The organism is Dietzia sp. IBK-p2-15D, from assembly GCF_057773105.1.
Genome location: NZ_JBYMTK010000142.1, coordinates 1 through 264, shown reverse-complemented (window position 1 = coordinate 264; position 264 = coordinate 1). Strand labels below are relative to the sequence as shown.

Below are 264 nucleotides of genomic sequence, written 5' to 3'. Positions count from 1 at the left end.
CGGCGCCGACACCCTCGACACCGACACCATCCGCAGCATGGACGAACTACGCGCCGACGCCCTCGTCACCGCCCTCCTCGGCCACCCCAGCACCGACACCGACGCAGGCAGGGGCGCCGGGGCGGGCACGGGTGCGAGTCACCGCCCGCCGGCCACCCAGATCCGCCCCACCATCACCGTGCTCGCACCCCCCGGCCCCGACGGCGAACCCGAGGTCTACCTCCCCCGAGGCGGCCCGGCCACCATCGACGCCCTCATCGAACT

At 75.0% G+C, this 264-nt stretch carries 1 pseudogene; it reads left to right on the top strand.

What is annotated here, in order from left to right:
• Nucleotides 1-37: 37 nt before the first annotated feature.
• Nucleotides 38-264, top strand: a pseudogene (locus AC3DEV_RS17270) (HNH endonuclease); the annotation flags it as partial.